The sequence below is a fragment of the Aeromonas bestiarum genome (assembly GCF_000819745.1).
Classification (GTDB): Bacteria; Pseudomonadota; Gammaproteobacteria; order Enterobacterales; family Aeromonadaceae; genus Aeromonas; species Aeromonas bestiarum.
The window spans coordinates 84,051-99,874 of record NZ_CDDA01000037.1; the positions used below are offsets into that span (position 1 = coordinate 84,051).

The window sequence follows — 15,824 nt, forward strand, 5'->3', positions numbered from 1 at the left end:
CCCTTGGTATCTGTCCCCCTGCTGTGCTAGTTTTTCCGGCTCGCCGTGGATGCAACAAGGATGATCCCATGCCGTCAGCAACAAGCTCCCAGCCCGTCGGGGCCGAGAGTAGCCGCGCGCTCTGGTGGCGCGCTTCCATCGATATTCTGCCGCTCTCTATCTCCGTCATTCCCTGGGGGATCCTGTGTGGCGCCCTGGCGCTGCAGGTAGGCTTGAGCCCGCTGCAGGCCCAGCTGATGTCGCTGCTGGTCTATGCCGGCGCCGCCCAGCTCTCGGCCACCACCCTGTTCGGGGCCGGTACGCCCCTGCTGCCCATCATGGGCTCCACCTTCGTCATCACCTCCCAGCATCTGCTCTACGGCTTCACCTTTCGCCGCGACGTGCTGCCGCTCTCCCTGAGCTGGCGCGCCAGTCTGGCCTTCTTCCTGACCGACGAGATGTTCGCGGTGGCGCTCAAAGACCGGGAGCGCAGCGGCCGTTTCGATCCGGCCTACGCGCTCATTGCCGGCTTCGTCTTCTATCTGTTCTGGAATGCGGCGACCCTGCTCGGCATCGCCGCCGGTCAGTACATAGACGGGCTGGACAAGATGGGGCTGGACTTTGCCATCGCCGCCACCTTCATCGCCATGACCATACCCGCCATGAAGAACCTGCCCATGGTGGCGGCGACCCTGGTGAGCGGCGGCACTGCGCTGCTCACCAAGCCGCTGCTGGCGGAGATCCATATCATCATATCGGCGCTGGCCGGCATGCTGGTGGGCTACGTGCTGCACCGGATGAGGAGATGACCATGAGCTGGCTGATGATAGGCCTGCTGGCCCTGATTACCTTCTTCAACCGCTTTGCCTTCTTCTCGCGGCTGACCCGCTATCAACCGGGCGCCGAGATGGGGGCCTTCCTCAGCTTTTCGGCCCAGTCGGTGTTGACCGCCATCTGGCTGCCCATCGTCTTCAGCTATGAGCCGGGCAAGGGACTGACGTGGGATCCGGACTACCTGGCCGCCACCCTGTTGGTGACGGCGCTGACCCTGTTGCGGCTGCCGACCCTGCTGGTGGTCGTGGTGGGCATGGGGGGCTTCTTCCTGCTGCGCTGGCAGGGGGTGCTGGCGGCGCTGCTGCCCTGGTTTGGCTGAGCCGTGATCCCGCATGGTGGATGTCTTTTATGGATATCCGCCATGTTGTGAATGTCACTTCAAAAAACACCTCCCAAGTGTGAGGATTTAGGGACCATCCGCCAAGGAGCTCCCCCATGTCTTTCACCGAAACCTGTCAGCGCATAGTGCGTGATCACCACCTCTCTGCCGCCCAGAAGAGTCATGCCCTGGCGCTGGCCGCCGAAAATGCGCTGCCTTACCCCGAGCTGCCCCCGGCGGTCGCCGAGGCTAGGGTGCAGGGTTTTCTCTGTGACATGTTCGAGGGGCATGCCCCCTACAAGCCGCGTTACGTGCTGCCGGATTATGCAAAGTTCCTGAGTCAGGGATCTGCCTGGCTGGAGCTGGCGCCGCCGCAGGATTTCGACGAGGCGCTCGATGCCCTGCGCATCCTCTATCACCATGTGCCCTCCGTCACCGGCATGCCGGTCTGGCTGGGGCGGCTCGATCATCTGCTGCTGCCCTTTGTGGGCGAGCTGGATGACGAGACCCTCCATCGCAAGCTGAAGGGGTTCTGGATCTACCTGGATCGGGTGCTGCCGGATGCCTTCATGCACGTCAACATAGGCCCCGATGACAACCGTCTCTGCCGCCTGATCCTGCGCATCGACGGCGAGCTCAAGCAGGTGGCGCCGAACCTGACCCTGTTCCACGATCCGGCGCAGACCCCGGACAGCCTGCTGATGCTGGCGGTGCAGAACATAGCCAGCTGCAGCAAGCCGCACATCGCCAACTACCCGCTCCATAGCAACACCTTCGATGAGCGCGGCTTTGGCATCGTCAGCTGCTACAACGCCCTGCCCCAGGCCGGGGGGGCCAATACCCTGGTGCGGCTCTCCCTCAAGCGGGTGGCCGAGCAGGCCCATGGCATAGACGACTTCATGGGCTGTCTGCTGCCCCACTACTGCCGTCTCGCCTCCCAACTGATCGAGGCGCGCGCCGCCTTCCTCCATCAGGAGTCCGGCTTCTTCGACAGCTTCCTGGTCAAGGAGGGCTTGCTCGATGAGGATCGCTTCGTGCCCATGTTCGGCATCTATGGCATGGCGGAGGCGGTCAATTTGCTGATGGACAAGGAGAATCTGCCCGAGCGCTACGGCCGTGACGAGGAGGCCAACCAGCTTGGCTATCGCATCTCGGCCCAGCTCTCCCGCCATGTGACCGAGACGCCACAGGTACACGCCTGGGGCGGTCGCGCCCTGCTCCACTCCCAGGGCGGGCTCAGTGTGGATCGCGGCGTGACGCCCGGAGTGCGCATCCCTTACGGCCAGGAGCCGGATCCGGCCAGCCATGTGCTGGCGCTGGCGCCGCACCACGGCTTCTATCACTCCGGGATCAGCGAGATCCTGACCCTGGATCCCACCATACGCCAGAACCCGCAGGCGTTGTTGCAGCTCTGCAAGGGAGCGCTCGCCATCGGCATGCGCGAGTTCACCGCCAACGTGGCGGACAGCGATCTGGTGCGGGTGACCGGCTACATGATCCGCAAGAGCGACGTGGCCCGTTTCGCGACCGAGGGCTCGCGGCTGCAGACCACTTGCCTCGGCGCCGAGGCGAGCGAGCTGACCGGGATCCGCCAGCGGGCGCCGCGGGTAGTGGGGCGCGAGGCGACCCTGTGTGACTACTGAGTACGGCAGCCGGGCAGAGGCGGCGGCGCGCACCGCGACGGTCAGCCGCTGGCTGCCCTTCTCCTGCGTGGACGGGCCGGGCAACCGGCTCGTGCTCTTCCTGCAGGGGTGCAACTTTCGCTGCCCCGGCTGCCACAACCCGCACACTATCGGCATGTGCGATCACTGCGGTGACTGCGTGCCGGCCTGTCCGAGCGGGGCCCTGACGCTCGTCGAGGGCAGGGTACGTTGGCAGGCGGCGCTCTGCACCGACTGCGATCGCTGCATCGACGACTGTCCGCGCCATGCCAGCCCCAAGACCAGCCAGATGTCGGTGGCCGAGGTGCTGGCCCTGCTGCGCCGCTACGGCCCGCTGCTGACCGGCATTACCGTCTCCGGCGGCGAGGCCACCACCCAGCTGCCGTTCGTGATTGCCCTGTTCACGGCCATCAAGGCAGCGCCGGATCTGGCTCACCTCAGCTGCCTGCTCGACAGCAACGGCTCCCTCGCCGAGCTCGGCTGGCAGCGGCTGCTGCCGGTACTCGACGGCGCCATGCTCGATCTCAAGGGGTGGCGCGACTCTGTGCATCATAAGCTGACCGGCCATGGCCGCGAGCGGGTGCTGGCCTCGCTGCAACTGCTGGCAAGCCACGGCAAGCTGGCCGAGCTGCGGCTGCTCCATGTGCCGGGACGCAGCGATTTTCTGGATGCCGATGGCAAGCTGGAGGCGGGCCTGGCCAGCTTTCTGCAGAGCCTGGGGCCAGTCCCCATTCGCCTCAACGGTTTTCGCCATCACGGGGTGCGCGGGGTGGCGACGAGCTGGCAGGAGGCGGACAGGGAGGCCTTGACCCGGCTTGCCGCCGAGCTGAGGGAAAGGGGGCTGGGGCCTGTGTCCCTGCCTGCGATCTGCTGAATGGCTAATCGATGCTAATCAATTGATCGAAAAGGTATTTTGTGTTGTTTCCTGGTCGATATCCGGCGAGCAGGCGGCAAGTTTGTGGCCTGGCTCCGGGTTTTGGGCTCTGTGAGTCTCAAGATGACGTAACTGTGATTGCTGTCTATTTGAGCTCTGGGAAGGGGCGGCTAGAATGGGGCATTCGCCCACCATCAACAGACGAACATGAGTGAATCCAACGCCTTATACCGAGTGCAGTTCATTTGTCACAACGAGCGTTACGAAGTCTATGTCAGGGAAGTGAGCCAGGGTCAGCTGTTCGGCTTCATCGAGATAGCGAACTTCGTGTGGGACACCCACACGGCGCTGATCGTCGATCCCAGCCACGAGAAATTGAAGAGTGAATTTGCCGACGTCAATCGCACCATGATCCCCATGCACCATGTGCTGCGGGTCGATCAGGTACGCAAGCAGGGGGCTGCCCGCATCACAGAGCTGGGCAACAACGTCGCTTCCTTTCCCAGCCCCATCTATACCAAGAAGCCCTGAGGCTTTCTCCTCTCTGCGAGCCTTGCCATGGGGATCCCGCTGGCGAGGCTCTCTTCTTTTCTCTCCTCTTCGGATCGGTAATGCCTGGGTGCGCTAACCCAGTTCCCGGGCCAGTTGCAGGATCCGCTGGCGGAACCAGCGCCGCGCCGGCTCTTCACCGGCCGGGCCGTACCACACCAGGCTGTGGGTGACGGCGCCATAGTCGAACGGGACCGGGCGGATCACCAGATCCCGGCTCATGGCCTGCTCGGCCCAGCCTTCGACGGCGGTGAGGATGAGATCGCTCTGGCGCAGCAGGGTCGCCGCGCTGCCAAAATCCGGCAGGGTGGCGCTGATTTGGCGGCGCACCTGCAACTGGGCCAGGCTCTGCTCGAAGAAGGGGTTGGCCAGCTCCTGATCGCGAATGGCGATATGGCGCCAGCTCAGGTAGGCATCCAGATCCCAGGGCTTGTCCAGCGCCGGGTGGCCCGCCCGCAACAGGCAGACCAGCTTGTCTTCCCGCAGCGTCTCCCATACCAGACCCGGTTGGCGGGGCAGGGGCTGGCTCTGATCGTGGGGCAGGATCACGAAGTCGAGCTTGCCCGCCGCCAATGCCGCCAGCCCCTGTTCATCCTTGTTCCAGATGTCGGGCACCAGGCCGGGCACCTCCCGCATCAGCTGGCCGAGAATAGGGCCCATGGGCCAGACCATGCCGCTTTCCCGCAGGGCGAATTTCAGTTGTCCCTGCCAGGTGGCGGGGTCGAAACCGCCCTGGCTGGTGAGGCTGTTCAGCTCGCTCAGCAGCCGATGCAGGGTGGGGCCGAGTCGCTCGGCAAACGGGGTCAGCAACAGCTGGTTGCCCTGGCGGTAGAGCAGCTGATCGGCGAGCAGATCCCGCAACTGGTTGAGGGTCTTGCTGACGGTGGAGGGGGTGGTGCAGAGCCGCTCGGCTGTGCGGGTGACGCTCTGGCTGTCGAGCAGCAGGTGCAGGGTGACCAGATGGCGGCCACCCAGCCGGGACAGGGCAATCAGATCCATAGAGACTCCACAAGCGAGACAAGTGCGGGCAGGGGCGGTCGATTGACCCGATGGCGACCCCTCACAGTTACACATGACAGTGCAATCAGGTCCATGGCGGCTCCATAAAATCGGGACAAACAAAAAGCCCCGCCGAGGCGGGGCTTGAGCGGATTAGCCCTTGAGCACGGCGGCCATGGCATCGGCCACGTAGTCGACGTTGCGGCTGTTGAGGCCCGCCACGCACATGCGACCTGAGCGCACCAGGTAGACGGCGAACTCTTCGCGCAGGCGGTCAACCTGCTCTGGCGTGAAGCCGGTGTAGCTGAACATGCCGCGCTGGCTGATAAAGTAGCCAAAATCGCGGCCAGGCACCTTGGCGCTCAGCACCTCGAACAGCTTCTGGCGCATGGCCTTGATGCGGATGCACATCTCGCCCACCTCGTCGACCCAGAGGGCGTGCAGACTGGCATCGTTCATCACGGCCGCGGTGATTTGGCCGCCGTGGGTGGGGGGGCTTGAGTAGTTGCGACGCACGGTCGCCTTCATCTGACCCAGCACCCGGCTCGCCTCTTCGGCATCCTTGCAGATGACCGACAGGCCGCCGCAACGTTCGCCGTAGAAGGAGAGGTTCTTGGAAAACGAGTTGCTGACGAAGAAGCTGACACCGGCGGCCACCATGGCGCGGATGGCGTAGGCATCCTCTTCCAGGCCGTCACCGAAGCCCTGATAGGCGATGTCCATGAAAGGAATGAGATTTTTCTCGACCACCAGCGCAATGACCCTGTCCCACTGGGCAGAGGAGAGATCCACGCCGGTCGGGTTGTGACAGCAGGGGTGCAGCAGCACTATGCTTTTCGCCGGCAGGCTGCTCAGGCAGTCGAGCATGGCATCGAACTGGACGCCGCTGGTGGCTTCATCGTAGTAGGGGTAGTCGTGCACCTTGATGCCGGCCCCCTCGAACATGGCCTTGTGGTTGTCCCAGGTCGGATTGCTGACCCACACCTCCGAGGTCGGGAAGTAGCGCTTGAGCAGGTCGGCGCCGATCTTGAGCGCGCCCGAGCCGCCTATGGTCTGGATGGTGGCGATGCGGCCGGCCTTGACCGCCTCATGCTCGGCGCCAAACAGCAGGTGCTGCACCGCGGTGCGGTAGTTGGCGGCACCCTCCATCGGCTGATAGGGGCGCGGCGCCGGCGCGGCGGCGCGTTGGGCTTCTGCCTGCTGCACCGAGGCCAGCAGCGGAATGCGGCCCTGCTCGTCGTAATAGAGGCCGATCCCCAGGTTCACCTTCTGCTCGCGGGTGTCTTTGTGGAAGGTCTCGACCAGGGTCAGTATGGGGTCGCCAGCGTAGGCATCGACGTGTTCAAACATGGGGGGTCCTTGCGAAGTGGAATCCAGGGTAAGGCGATCAACGATCGGCGGTCATGATGGCGTAAAGCGGGCGAGGGCTCAAGTCTGAAACGGACCTGGGATGCCCGGCCGGCCCAGCCCGGCTGTCAAGCGGCCCGCGCTGCCGACGCGTTTCACCGCAGGCATGCAGGCTGGCTGCCAGCGGGCAGGCGGGGGATCCCTTACTTCAGATAGGATCTCAGCACCCGCACCACCTGATCCAGATCCTCCAGCCGCTCGGCCGGGGTGGCCTCCTCGGCGCCCAGATGTTCGCGCATATGGCCCTCAAGCACCTCCAGCATCAGGCCGTTGACGGCGCCGCGGATGGCAGCTATCTGCTGCAAAATGGCGGCGCAGTCACCTTCCTGCTCCAGCGCGCTTTCCAGTGCGCCTGTCTGGCCCTTGATGCGGCGCACCCGCGCCAGCAGCTTCTTTTTGCCGTGAATGGTGTGTGACATGCAGGATCCTCTCGATCAATAAAACTATACTGGGGTATAGTATATTGCATTGTCGCCCTCAGGAGAAATTCATGTCATCCCTCGTCTCATCCCATTGCCATCAACCCGTCGTACACCAGGGCAATCCGCTGGCCGAACAGAAGACCCGCTGGGCCGTGCTGCTCACCGTCATCATGATGGTGGCGGAGATCAGCGGCGGCTGGTTCTACAACTCAATGGCGCTGCTGGCCGACGGCTGGCACATGAGCTCCCACGCGCTGGCGCTCGGTCTCTCGGTGCTGGCCTACCGCGCCGCCCGCCACTTCGCCCGTGACCACAGATTCAGCTTCGGCACCTGGAAGATAGAGGTGCTTGGCGGCTTCACCAGCGCCCTGCTGCTGGTGGGAGTGGCGGCTCTTATGCTGTTCGAATCTGTGTTCCGGCTGCTGGATCCCAGCCCGATCCACTATCAGCAGGCCATCGTCATCGCCATCGTCGGCCTGCTGGTGAATCTGGCCTGTGCCTGGCTGCTGAAGGACGATCATGGTCATCACCACGGTCATGACCATGGCCATCATCATGATCATCACGGCCACGATCATCATGACCATGCCGACCACCAGGGCCATCAGGATCTGAACCTGCGTGCCGCCTACATCCATGTGCTGGCGGATGCGGCCACCTCGGTACTGGCCATACTGGCGCTGGTGGGTGGCATGTGGTGGGGGGCCGACTGGCTGGATCCCCTGATGGGCATAGCGGGCGCCGTGCTGGTGGCAGTGTGGGCCTGGGGTCTGCTGCGCGACTCGGGCCGGGTGCTGCTGGATGCCGAGATGGATACCCCGCTGGTGGCGGAGATCCGCGAGGTGATAGCCGAGTTGCCGGAGGCCGAGATCCGCGATCTGCACGTCTGGCGGGTGGGGCAGGAGCAGTATGCCTGCGTGCTCTCCCTGCTGATGGCGGCCCCCATGCCTGCCCGGGAGATCCGCGAGCGACTCGCCATCCACGAGGAGCTGGTGCACGTCACCATAGAGATTGCCCAGCCCTGATCATGCCCGGCTGGTCGCACGAGACATGAAGAAGGGGCCCAGGCCCCTTCTTGTGGTTTGAATCAGTGGTGCTGGCCGTGATCATCGTCCGGCTTGTGCTGCCAGATGGCCCCCAGCAGCAGCTTGAGCAGCAGCTGGGGCGGGTTGTCCAGCAAGGATCCCGACTCCAGCTGCAGGTGGCCATCGGCCCGAAAGCCCAGGCTGGCGTGGACTGTGCCATCTTCGCTGCCCACCTGGATGAGACCGCTCAAGGTGCCACGCTCCCCCGGCTGGCAGCGCAGGCGCAGCTCGCGCGGCTCACCCAGCAGGGTGAAGGCCCGGCAGAGGGGCGGTGTGTCTTCATAGTCGGGCCAGTTGAAGAAGTGGTACTGCTCGGCGAGCACGCCCGCCTGCTGGCAAAATTGGTCAAACAACTGCGCGATCGCCTGATACTCCTGATCCAGCCGTTTGGCCTGTTCCTCAATTCGCTTCATATGCCGTGACTCCTTCTCTATCCACTTGATCGGAAATTGATTTTTCCGGTATGGACTCGTCTGTCTGCTGGTATGGGCCGAAAGTGAGGCCGGGTCTGTGAGCCCGATCCAACTTTCGTTATGAAAACGTTATCTTGTTGAAAATGGTTGGTTTTTTTGCCCTGCTGCTCACATTTGAAACGATTGCCGCTGATTAATATGACACCGCTCGGCAATGACCGGGTACTCGACTATCGAGACTAACTACAGCGGGAATTATAAAAAAATGGATATGAAAAAGACCAAAGTGGCGCTGGTAACAGCCTCACTGCTCGCGCTTTTGTCCGGCTGCAATGACAACAGCTCCTCCCCCACCCCTGACCCCACTGACGGCCCCGTCGCCCGTCTGCCCAATGTGCAACCTCCTGCCGAGCAACTGGTGGCCGGGCCCGATCAGGCGGTGATCGCCCTGGTGGATACCCAGACCAGCGCGGCGCGCGGGGTGGATGGCCCCTTCGCCAACTACAGCCTGCACCTGTGGAACAACGACGCCTGCAGCGCCACCGCCGAGAGCGGCCTCAACGCGGGCTGGGATGACAAGGTCAATACCCCGGCGGCGGCCGACGGCTTCGGCCCCAGCTGGGTGGTGCCCCTTAGCAAGCTGGAAGGCTGCATCAACTTTATCGCCCGCAACGGCGATCTGGCCAACCTGACCGGCAGCGACATGAAGGTGGTCTTCAGCGATCACCCGGATCGCACAGTGGCCATCGTCGCGGGCAAGAGCGAGGTCTTCGGCAGCCGTGCCGACGCCTTCACCGCCGCCTTTGGCGTGGCGGGGGCCAGTGCCCACCTGATCGACGGCAACACCCTGATCTGGCAAGGGGGCAAGGACAAGCCCCATGTCCGCCTCTATTACACAGAGTCCGGCACCATCAAGGCCAATGCGGAAGGGGTATTCGACTTCCCCTACATCACCCTTACCCCGACCAGCCTGACCGCCGAACAGCAGGCCAAGTATCCGCACCTCAAGGATGCCGCCGCCTTCGCCCTGCCGGCAGGCAAGGACCTCAAGCCCCTGCTCAAGGGCGAGCTGGTGGCCATAGGCACAGATGCCGACGGCATACTGCAGGGGGCAACGCTGGTGCAGAGCGCCGGTGCCCTCGATGCCCTCTATGCCGACGCTGCCGCCAAGCTGGCCTATGGCGCCGTGGTCGAGGGGGGCAATGTCACCTTCCGGCTGTGGGCGCCGACCGCCAAGTCGGTCAAGCTGGCACTGTTCGATGACAAGCACAGGGCGCTGGGCGAGCGCACCATGACTCGGGACGAGGCCAGCGGCAGCTGGAGCGTGCAGGGCGGCAGCGAGCTGGTAGGCAAGTTCTACCGCTACGACATTCAGGTTTATCACCCGGTCAGCCGCAAGCTGGAATCCTATCAGGTGACAGACCCCTACTCCCTGAGCCTGGCGATGAACTCAGAGTTCAGCCAGGTGGTGGATCTCAATGATCCGGCCCTCAAGCCGGAAGGGTGGGACAGCCTGAAGGCGCCCCACAGCCAGCAGAACCCTGCCGACATCACCATCTATGAGGCCCATGTCCGCGATCTGACCGGCAACGACGACTCCACCTTGCCTGCACACCGCGGCAAGTTCCTGGGGCTGACCGACAGCGACAGCGTGCCGGTCAAGCACCTGCAGGCGCTGGCCAAGAGCGGCGTCAGCCACCTGCATCTGCTGCCCGTGTTCGACATCGCCACCGTCAACGAGGATCCGGCCAAGGTGGCCAACATCAGCGACGACTTCAGCAAGCTGTGTCAGGTCAACCCCGAGGTGCAGAACTCCAAGTTCGCCAGCCATTGCGGCGGCGGTCAGACCATAGAGGCCGTGCTCACCGATCTGCAGGGGGCCGACAGCAAGGAGAACCTGCAGGTGCAGGAGCTTTACGGCTATCTGCGCGGGGTGGACTCCTTCAACTGGGGTTATGACCCTTACCACTACACGGCGCCGGAAGGCTCCTACGCCACCAACGCCGAGGGCAGCCAGCGCATCCTGGAGTTCCGCGAGATGGTCAAGGCCATCAAGCAGAACATCGGCATGAACGTGGTGATGGACGTGGTCTACAACCACACCAACGAGGCAGGCCTGGGTCCCAAATCGGTGCTCGACAAGATAGTGCCCTGGTACTATCAGCGCCTCAATCCGGAGACCGGCTCGGTGGAGAACTCCACCTGCTGCTCCAACACGGCGCCGGAACACGCCATGTTCGCCAAGCTGATGGATGACTCCCTGGTCACCTGGGCCCGCGACTACAAGATCGATGCCTTCCGCTTCGACCTGATGGGCCACCACCCGAAAGATCAGATGGTGCAGGCGCTGGCCGCGGTGAAGCAGGTCAACCCCGAGATGTACTTCTACGGCGAGGGCTGGAACTTCGGCGAGGTGCAGGATGACAAGCGCTTCGTGCAGGCGACCCAGAAACACCTGGGCGGCACCGGCATAGGCTCCTTCTCCGACCGGCTGCGGGATGCGGTGCGCGGCGGCAGTCCGTTTGACGGCGGCGACACCATTCGCAAAACCCAGGGCTTTGGCAACGGCGCCCTGGTGGATGCCAACGAGATGGACGGCGTCGAGCTAGCCACGGCGCTGCACCAATCCGACCTGGTTCGCCTCGGCATGGCCGGCAACCTCAAGGATTTCGTGCTGACCGACAAGGATGGCATGCCGAAGAAGGGCTCCGACATCGACTACAACGGTCAAGCTGCGGGTTATGCCCAGGATCCGACCGAGATCCAGAACTATGTCGACAAGCACGACAACCAGACCCTGTTCGACAACCTGATCTACAAGGCGCCGGAAGGAGCCGATCTGGTGCGGATGCAGGGGGTGTCGCTGGCCACCGCCATGCTGGGGCAGGGCATTCCGTTTACCCACGCCGGTGTCGAGCTGCTGCGCTCCAAATCCATGGAGCGGGACAGCTACGACTCGGGTGACTGGTACAACAGAGTCGACTACACCCTTGCCGACAACAACTTCAACAAGGGGTTGCCGCGCAAGGACAAGGATGGCGACAACTATCCGCTGATCGAGCAGGTGCTCGACAAGCACGTCAAGCCGAGCGGGGCCGACATGGCGACCATGGTGGGCTTCTACCAGGAGCTGGCCGAGCTGCGTCAATCCTCCCGTCTGCTGCGTCTTGGCAGCGGTGCCGAAGTGATCAAGCGGGTTGATTTCCGCAATACCGGGCCTGACCAGGTGCCGGGGCTTATCGTCATGACGGTGGATGATGGCGTCAACGCCGGTGCGGATCTGGATCCCGCCATCGAGGGCCTGGTGGTGATGATCAACGCCACTAACCAGCCCCAGAGCATCGGCGACTTCCGTGACGGCAATGATCAGCCCATCGATCTGAGCACGCTGCAACTGAGCCCGGCCCACCATGCCGGTAGCAGCATAGCCCGTGATGCCGCCGTCAATGGCGGTACCCTGACCCTGGGGGCCTGGTCCGCTGCCGTGTTCGTCAAGCCGCAGGCCGGTGCCCAGGGCGCGGGTCTGCCGGTGAGCAAGAAGACAGATCTGAGCACGGTTCCGCCGTTTGGTGACACAGATGTCTTCGTGCGTGGTTTCCTGAACCAATGGGATCCGGTCAACAAGATGATCTTTGGCGGCAACTTCACCTACGAGTTCACCACAGAAGTGACGGCCGACAAGCTGGGGATGACCCAGGTGAAGATTGCCGGTAGTGACTGGGGCGGTTCGATCAACTACGGCAAGTGCAGCAACACCGACCAGCTGGCGGTAGGCCAAATCAGTGTGCTCTGTGCCAATGGCGGTGATTTGCCGTTCAATGCTGACAAGGCGGGCAGCTACAAGTTCGTCTTTACCGCCATGAACAAGGAGAAACCAAGCTTGAGTGTCAGCTTTACCGCACCCACTGCGACCAAGTAAGCAGCCCCATCGAGCCCGGGGCTGGCTCGGCAGCCCAGGGTTGAATTCCACCTTGCCAAGGGTGGGATAACGCCGAGAGCGTAAGCAAAGCGCGACTGCCAACCGGCAGCCGCGCTTTTTCTTTGTCGTCGTGGGCGAGGCAATAAAAAAGCCGCCCCACTGGGGCGGCTGTTGGCTGTGCCGTTAACGGCTGGTTTAGCGCTTGCGCAGCAGGCGCAGGGCGTTGGCCGTCACCAGGGCGGTGGCGCCGGTATCCGCCAGCACCGCAATCCACAGACCCGTGATGCCGAGCAGACTGGTGACCAGGAAGATGGCTTTCAGTCCCAGCGCCAGCGCTATGTTCTGGTGGATGTTGGCCAGCGCCGCCCGCGACAAGCGGATCATGGCGGCGATGCCGCCGAGCTGGTTGTGGGTCAGGGCGGCATCGGCCGTCTCCAGCGCCACGTCTGTGCCGCCACCCATGGCGATGCCGATGCTGGCGCGCTTCATGGCGGGGGCGTCGTTGATGCCATCCCCTATCATGGCGACCTTCTGGCTGGTGGCCAGCTTGGCTATCTCCTCCACCTTGCCCTCCGGCAGCAGGCTGGCGCGCCAGCCCATGCCGAGTTCGTTGGCAATCGCCTCGGCGGCGCGCGGGTTGTCGCCGGTCAGCATTATGCTGCGCAGCCCCAGCCCCTTGAGCTCCGCCAAGGCTGCTGCCGCTTCGGGCCGGATCTGATCCCGCAGCGCCAGCAGGGCCGCCGGCGCGGCACCCGGCTGGCCGAGCACCACTACCGTCTTGCCCTGCTGCTCCAGGGTGGCTATCTGGGCGTTGAGGGCATGGCTCAGCGAGTCAATCCGGCTCGGCGCCAGCAGTTGCCAGAGGGTGCCGTCGATGCGCCCCTCCACCCCCATACCAGGCAGGGCGCGCAGCTCCTGAGCCGCGGCCAGACTCAATCCCTGCTCGGTCGCTTTGGCCACCACGGCCCGGGCCAGCGGGTGGTGGGAGCCCTGCTCTATGGCGGCGGCCAGTGCCAGCAGTTCGGCCTCAGGCCGGCCATTGAGGCTGACCAGCTCGGTCAGCTGCGGCTTGCCCAGGGTCAGGGTGCCTGTCTTGTCAAACGCCACTGTATCTATGTGGGCCAGTCGCTCCAGCGCGGCGCCGCCCTTGATCAGGGCTCCCTGCCGGGTCGCCGCCGCCAGGGCGGAGGTGACAGCCGCCGGGGTGGAGATCACCAGGGCGCAGGGGCAGCCGATGAGCAGCAGCGCCAGTCCGCGATAGACCCACTCGTCCCAGCTCTGACCGAAGGCCAGCGGCGGCACTATCACCACCAGCAGGGCGACCAGCATCATGGCCGGGGTATACCAGCGGCTGAAGCGGTCGATGAAACGCTCTATGGGGGCGCGCTGGGTCTCGGCCTCCTCGATCAGGTGCAGTATGCGGTCGATGGCGTTGTTGCCGGGCTCGGACACCACCTCGAGGCGCAGCACCCGATCCGCCGCCAGACTGCCGGCGGGCACCTTGTCACCCTGGCGACGCTCCACCGGAATGGATTCACCGGTCAGGGCGCTCTCATCAAAGGCGCCGAGGGCGTCGAGCAAACGGGCATCCGCCGGCAGGCGGGCGCCCGGGGCGATTTCGATGATGTCGCTGGGACGCAGCTGGTCGGCCGCCACCTCTTCCCGCACGTCACCGTCGACCGTGGTGCGGATCCGCAGCGCCTTGTCGGGCACCAGCGCCATCAGGGCCGTGACCCCGGCGCGGGCGCGGCCGGCGGCATAGGCCTCCAGATGTTCCCCCAGCATGAACAGCAGCAGCACCATGGCCGCTTCGGCGGTTTCACCGAGGAAGAGGGCGCCCAGCGCCGCCACCGTCATCAGGGTCTCGATGGCGAAGGGGGAGCCGCTCTTGGTCAGGGCCCAGGCCTTGCGGGAGATGGGCCACAGGCCCCAGAGAGTGGCCAGGGTAAACAGCGGCTGACCGAACTCTTTCGGCAGCAGGGCCGCTACCAGCATCAGGCCGGCCAGCGACAGCGGCTGCCAATATTTGGCGAGCAGGCTCATCTGCGGGCTGCGCCGTCTGGCGTTGTCGTCCCCGGGCTGAGTTGCGCCCTTGAGCCGGAAACCCGCGGCCAGCACGGCGGCGGTGACGGGATCGGGGGAGAGGCCGGGGGCCAGATCCACCACCAGCTTCTCGGTGGCAAACAGCACCCGGGCCTGCTGCACGCCAGCGACCCGCCTGACGGCTGTCTCGATCTTGCGGGCACAGCTGGGGCAATCCATCCCCAGCACCTGCCAGCTGTGACGACGGCTGTCCTGCTCCGGCGCGATTAACGGCTCGGCGGTTTGCTCATGGTGATCATGCTCATGATGGTCATGGTCATGGTCATGAGGCGGCTGCGGGCTGCAGCAGCCCTGGCTGTGACAGCCTGCTCTGGGGGGCTCTTCATCCCCCGGCGATTCACTCACCCCCTGATCCTGATGATCATGGGGGGCCTTGCTGGCACAGCTGCTGATCGGCGTGGCACTGTCACAGCAATGGCTGTCGTGCTGATGCTCGTTCTGACTGGTGGCAGACTTGCTGACGGCCTTGATGGGGGCGGCGGCAGCTTGATGGCTGCAGCAGGATTTGCTCATGATGAGTCCCTCTTGGATGGATCCCGCCGGTGCGAGATCTTCGATGACTGAGCCGAGTGTAAACCTTGGTGTTAAGTCCAAGGTCAAGCTCCTTTATCTTGCTGACTGAGCCGGCAGGGGCTAGCTGTCCGGGTCAGGATGAAGCGCCCTTATATCCTTGTGGTTGGCGGGTGTTTGTCACCGCCCGGCGCGCCTATACTGGGGAGCCCTATCCTCCCTCGATAATCAAGGACATAACATGAGCAATTCCGTTACCCTGCAAGGCAACCCCGTCTCCGTCGCCGGTCACTTCCCCGTTGCCGGTGAGCAGGCCAAGCCCTTCTCCCTGGTTGCCAAGGATCTGTCCGACCTGACCCTGGCGGCCTACGCCGGTCAGCGCAAGATCCTGAACATATTCCCGAGCGTCGATACCCCGACTTGTGCCACCTCAGTGCGCAAATTCAACGAACAGGCCAGCGCGCTGGAGAACACAGTCGTGCTCTGCATCTCCGCCGATCTGCCGTTTGCCCAGTCCCGCTTCTGCGGCGCCGAAGGTCTGGACAAGGTGGTGACCCTCTCCACCCTGCGTGGTGCTGCCTTCCTGCAGGACTACGGCGTGGCCTTCTCCTCCGGTCCGCTGGTTGGCCTGGCCGCCCGCGCCATAGTGGTGCTGGATGCAGACAACAAGGTACTGCACAGCGAGCTGGTGGCCGAAGTGGCCGACGAGCCGAACTACGCCGCTGCCCTGGCCGCGCTGTAAGTTTGTGA

The 15,824-nt window shown here is 64.0% G+C and carries 13 protein-coding genes; 8 read left to right on the top strand and 5 right to left on the bottom strand.

What is annotated here, in order from left to right; translation table 11 throughout:
• Positions 1-68 precede the first annotated feature (68 nt).
• The 5 genes from BN1118_RS18710 to BN1118_RS18730 all read left to right on the top strand — a co-directional run bounded on the left by BN1118_RS18710 (position 69) and on the right by BN1118_RS18730 (position 4,198).
• Positions 69-788, top strand: a complete 720-nt coding sequence (locus tag BN1118_RS18710) for an AzlC family ABC transporter permease (RefSeq protein ID WP_043557482.1) — start codon at positions 69-71, stop codon at positions 786-788.
• A gap of 2 nt (positions 789-790) precedes the next feature.
• Positions 791-1,132 carry an AzlD domain-containing protein gene (locus BN1118_RS18715; RefSeq protein ID WP_043557483.1) on the top strand — a complete coding sequence of 114 codons (342 nt, stop codon included), beginning with the start codon at positions 791-793 and terminating at the stop codon, positions 1,130-1,132.
• Between the two features lie 116 nt (positions 1,133-1,248).
• Positions 1,249-2,775, top strand: coding sequence for a YjjI family glycine radical enzyme (locus BN1118_RS18720; protein ID WP_043557484.1), 1,527 nt, complete (start codon positions 1,249-1,251; stop codon positions 2,773-2,775).
• Positions 2,765-3,667 carry a YjjW family glycine radical enzyme activase gene (locus tag BN1118_RS18725; protein WP_052449214.1) on the top strand — a complete coding sequence of 301 codons (903 nt, stop codon included), beginning with the start codon at positions 2,765-2,767 and terminating at the stop codon, positions 3,665-3,667. Before BN1118_RS18720 ends, BN1118_RS18725 begins: the two co-directional genes overlap by 11 nt.
• 207 nt (positions 3,668-3,874) lie before the next feature.
• The gene (locus BN1118_RS18730) at positions 3,875-4,198 is read left to right on the top strand and encodes a DUF1820 family protein (RefSeq protein ID WP_043140690.1); all 324 of its coding nucleotides are present in this window, start codon (positions 3,875-3,877) and stop codon (positions 4,196-4,198) included.
• A 93-nt stretch (positions 4,199-4,291) separates the two neighbouring features.
• Here the strand turns inward: BN1118_RS18730 and BN1118_RS18735 are convergent, their stop codons facing one another.
• The 3 genes from BN1118_RS18735 to BN1118_RS18745 form a co-directional block, all read right to left on the bottom strand.
• The gene (locus tag BN1118_RS18735) at positions 4,292-5,215 is read right to left on the bottom strand and encodes a LysR family transcriptional regulator (protein ID WP_043557486.1); all 924 of its coding nucleotides are present in this window, start codon (positions 5,213-5,215) and stop codon (positions 4,292-4,294) included.
• Between the two features lie 153 nt (positions 5,216-5,368).
• On the bottom strand, positions 5,369-6,565 hold the full coding sequence (locus BN1118_RS18740; protein WP_043557487.1) for an amino acid aminotransferase: 1,197 nt from the start codon (positions 6,563-6,565) through the stop codon (positions 5,369-5,371).
• A 200-nt stretch (positions 6,566-6,765) separates the two neighbouring features.
• On the bottom strand, positions 6,766-7,041 hold the full coding sequence (locus BN1118_RS18745) for a metal/formaldehyde-sensitive transcriptional repressor (protein WP_005313657.1): 276 nt from the start codon (positions 7,039-7,041) through the stop codon (positions 6,766-6,768).
• 71 nt (positions 7,042-7,112) lie between these two features.
• Here BN1118_RS18745 and dmeF point away from each other — a divergent pair, with 71 nt between their 5' ends.
• Positions 7,113-8,069 carry a CDF family Co(II)/Ni(II) efflux transporter DmeF gene (gene dmeF / locus BN1118_RS18750; RefSeq protein ID WP_043140698.1) on the top strand — a complete coding sequence of 319 codons (957 nt, stop codon included), beginning with the start codon at positions 7,113-7,115 and terminating at the stop codon, positions 8,067-8,069.
• Positions 8,070-8,131: 62 nt separating this feature from the next.
• On the opposite strand, the gene BN1118_RS18755 is transcribed toward dmeF, so the two are convergent.
• Entirely contained in the window at positions 8,132-8,542 is a 411-nt protein-coding gene (locus tag BN1118_RS18755; RefSeq protein ID WP_043140700.1) for a hypothetical protein, read from the bottom strand.
• A gap of 265 nt (positions 8,543-8,807) precedes the next feature.
• Here BN1118_RS18755 and pulA point away from each other — a divergent pair, with 265 nt between their 5' ends.
• Positions 8,808-12,461: a pullulanase-type alpha-1,6-glucosidase gene (gene pulA / locus BN1118_RS18760; protein ID WP_244463645.1), complete on the top strand. Its 3,654-nt coding sequence runs from the start codon at positions 8,808-8,810 to the stop codon at positions 12,459-12,461.
• A gap of 195 nt (positions 12,462-12,656) precedes the next feature.
• Here the strand turns inward: pulA and BN1118_RS18765 are convergent, their stop codons facing one another.
• Positions 12,657-15,077 (bottom strand): zinc/cadmium/mercury/lead-transporting ATPase, encoded by a 2,421-nt coding sequence (locus BN1118_RS18765; RefSeq protein WP_043557488.1) that lies wholly within the window; start codon positions 15,075-15,077, stop codon positions 12,657-12,659.
• Between the two features lie 238 nt (positions 15,078-15,315).
• Here BN1118_RS18765 and tpx point away from each other — a divergent pair, with 238 nt between their 5' ends.
• Positions 15,316-15,816 (top strand): thiol peroxidase, encoded by a 501-nt coding sequence (gene tpx / locus BN1118_RS18770; protein WP_043140547.1) that lies wholly within the window; start codon positions 15,316-15,318, stop codon positions 15,814-15,816.
• Positions 15,817-15,824 lie beyond the last annotated feature (8 nt).